This window comes from Methylibium sp., assembly GCF_031393925.1.
Taxonomy (GTDB): domain Bacteria; phylum Pseudomonadota; class Gammaproteobacteria; order Burkholderiales; family Burkholderiaceae_C; genus Methylibium.
Window position 1 is genome coordinate 1 of sequence record NZ_JANMWL010000053.1, and the last position, 3,063, is coordinate 3,063.

Sequence of the window (3,063 nt, forward strand, 5' to 3'; positions counted from 1 at the left end):
TGCCGGCCGAAGTGCGGGCGGTGGTGCTGAGCGGCGAGGGCGAGCATTTCTGCGCCGGGCTCGACCTGTCCGAGCTGGCCGAGCGCAGCGTGGAGAGCGGCATGCACCATTCGCGCCGCTGGCATGCGGCGATGGATCAGCTGCAGTTCGGCCGCGCGCCGGTGGTCGTGGTGTTGCACGGCGCGGTGGTCGGCGGCGGGCTGGAGCTGGCGGCGGCGGCCCACATTCGTGTTGCCGAAGATAGTGCTTACTTTGCGCTGCCTGAAGGCCAGCGTGGCATCTTCGTCGGCGGTGGCGCCTCGGTGCGGGTGTCGCGGCTGGTCGGCGTGGCCTGCATGACCGACATGATGCTGACCGGCCGTGTGCTCGACGCCGACGAAGGCCAGCGGCGCGGCCTGGTTCACTACCGCGTCGCCGACGGCGCCGGTTTCGCCACCGCCTGCGAGCTGGCGGCGCGCATCGCCTCGAACGCGCCGCTGTCGAACTTTGCGGTGCTGCAGGCGCTGCCGCGCATCGCCGACATGTCGCACGGCGACGGCCTGTTCGTCGAATCATTGATGGCGGCGGTGACCGAGAGCAGCGACGACGCCAGGGAGCGCGTGCGCGCCTTCCTGGACAAGCGCGCCGGCAAGGTCGGCAAGCCCTCATGAGCGGCGTGCGCTACCGCCCGATCCGCATCAACGGCGTGAGCGAGGTGCGGGTCAGCGGCGAGGCTGGCGGCATTCAGCGGCTGCGCTCGCCCGAAGCCTTGCAAGCGCCGCCGCGGCGCCTGAGCGACCGGCTCGCGCACTGGGCCGCGGTCGCGCCCGAGCGCGTGTTCGCGGCGCGACGCGACGCGGCGGTGGCCGGCGGTGGCGACTGGCAGTGCATTGCTTACGCTGCCATGCTGGAGCGAGCCCGCCGCGTCGCCACCGCGCTGCTCGCGCGCGGGCTCGGCGCCGAGCGGCCGCTGGTGGTGCTGAGCGAAAACGACCTCGAACACCTGACGCTGCAAATGGGCGCGATGTGGGCCGGCGTGCCGCTGGTGCCGGTATCGCCGGCCTATTCGCTGGTGTCGCAGGACCACGGCAAGTTAAAGCACATCCTGGGCAGCGTGACGCCGGGGCTGGTGTTCGCGAGCGGGGCGGCCTATGCGCGCGCCATTGCCGCTGCGGTGCCGGACGAGGTGGAGGTGGTGCTCACGCACGGCACGCTCGACGGCCGCGCCACTACACGCTTCGACGCCCTGCTGGCCGGCGCGGCGGGCGCGGCGGCCGACGCCGCGCACCAGCGGGTCACGCCCGACACCATCGTCAAGCTGCTGTTCACCTCGGGTTCGACCCTGCAGCCCAAGGGCGTGATCAACACCCACCGCATGCTCTGTGCCAACCAGCAAATGATCGCGCAGTGCTTTGCCTTCCTGGCCGGGCAGCCGCCGGTGCTGGTCGACTGGCTGCCCTGGCACCACACCTTCGGCGGCAACCACAACCTGGGCATGGTGCTGTTCAACGGCGGCACGCTCTACATCGACGACGGCAAGCCCACGTCGGCGGGCATGGCGACCACCTTGCGCAACCTGCGCGAAATCGCACCCACGATCTACTTCAACGTGCCCAAGGGCTACGAGGAGATCGTCGCGGCGATGAACGGGGACGAGGCGCTGCGACGCAAGCTCTTCAGCCGCATCCAGGCGTTTTTCTTTGCCGGCGCGGGCTTGCCGCAGGCGGTGTGGGACCGCCTGGACCAGCAGGCCGAGGCGACGGTCGGCGAGCGCATCCGCATGCTGTCGAGCCTGGGCATGACCGAGACCGCGCCGGCCTGCACGCTCGCCTGGCGTCCCGACATCCAGGCCGGGCACATCGGCCTGCCGCTGCCCGGCGTGGAGATCAAGCTCGTGCCCGAGTCGCCGGGCCAGGGCGACAAGCGCGAGCTCCGCTTTCGCGGGCCCAACGTGATGCCGGGCTACTGGCGTGCGCCGCTGCTCAGCGCCGAGGCCTTCGACGACGAAGGCTTTCTGCGCAGCGGCGACGCCGGTCGCTGGGTCGACGCGGCCGACCCCTCGCGCGGCCTGATGTTCGACGGGCGCATCGCCGAGGACTTCAAGCTCTCCTCGGGCAGCTTTGTCAGCGTGGGGCCGCTGCGCGCGCGCGTCATCGGCGCCGGCAGCCCCTGCGTGCAGGACGTGGTGGTGACGGGCCTGGGCCGCGACGCGCTCGGCCTGCTCGTGTTCGCCCACCTCGACGAATGCCGCGCGCTCGCCGGCCTGGCGCCGGGTGCGGCGAGCGACGAGGTGCTGTCGCACGCGGCGGTGACGGCGTTCTTCGAGCGCGTGCTCGAGCGCGTGTGCAGGGCTGCCAGCGGCAGCGCGACCCGCCCCGCGTGGTTGCATGTGCTGCGCGAGCCGCCGTCCATTGACCGCGGCGAGATCACCGACAAGGGCTCGATCAACCAGCGCGCCGTGCTGGCGTGCCGCGCGGCGCTGGTCGAGCAGCTCTACGCCGCTAGCGCCGCGGGGTGCATTGGTGACGGCGGCGCGGCGGCACCGATGCCGGTGTGATGCGCGGTGGGCGGGGCGGGCCTGGTACGACACACCCTCCCCCAAGCCTCTCCCGCCAGGCGGGAGAGGGGGCAAGGCGTGCGGTCACGGCGCTACTGCAGCTTGATCTCACCGTCGAAGGTGACGGCGAGCTTCAGGCCGGCGACTTCCAAGGTCACCTTGGCCGGGAAGGTTTCATGGCCCGCGATCGTGCCGTCGGCGACGGCCTTGGCGACGGCGTGTTCGATCTCGCGCTGCGAGCTCACGCCGACCATCTTGAGGAACTTGCGGATGCTGATGTTGAAGCTCTCTTCGTCCATGGGGGTCTCCTTGGCCACCCGCACCGGCGGGGAGCAGCGACCAGTGTGCGGCAAGCGGCATGCCGCGTGTGCCGGCGAAGCGGCCTAGCTCAGGCGTGCAATCCCAACAGGTGCGCGCCGAGCGCTTCGGCCACCTCGATGCCGTCGACCGCCGCCGACATGATGCCGCCGGCATAACCCGCGCCTTCGCCGGCCGGGTAGAGGCCGCGCACGTTCAGGCTCTGGCAG

3 protein-coding genes are annotated in these 3,063 nt (G+C 71.4%); 2 read left to right on the plus strand and 1 reads right to left on the minus strand.

Annotated elements, in window-relative coordinates; translation table 11 throughout:
- Both RMO12_RS03725 and RMO12_RS03730 read left to right on the plus strand, forming a co-directional pair.
- A partial coding sequence (locus RMO12_RS03725) for a crotonase/enoyl-CoA hydratase family protein (RefSeq protein WP_309638248.1) occupies positions 1-650 on the plus strand: 650 nt, incomplete at its 5' end.
- A complete protein-coding gene (locus RMO12_RS03730; RefSeq protein WP_309638249.1) occupies positions 647-2,536 on the plus strand; it encodes a feruloyl-CoA synthase in 1,890 nt (629 codons plus the stop codon). The genes RMO12_RS03725 and RMO12_RS03730, both read left to right, overlap by 4 nt.
- Positions 2,537-2,628: 92 nt before the next feature.
- Here RMO12_RS03730 and RMO12_RS03735 read toward each other — a convergent pair whose 3' ends face one another.
- A complete protein-coding gene (locus tag RMO12_RS03735; protein WP_309638250.1) occupies positions 2,629-2,835 on the minus strand; it encodes a DUF6494 family protein in 207 nt (68 codons plus the stop codon).
- Positions 2,836-3,063 lie beyond the last annotated feature (228 nt).

What these genes read in the sequence shown, in the direction of transcription:
- RMO12_RS03730 (WP_309638249.1), top strand. Translation starts at nt 647, where the DNA reads ATGAGCGGCGTGCGCTACCGCCCGATCCGCATCAACGGCGTGAGCGAG.
- RMO12_RS03735 (WP_309638250.1), bottom strand. Translation starts at nt 2,835, where the DNA reads ATGGACGAAGAGAGCTTCAACATCAGCATCCGCAAGTTCCTCAAGATG.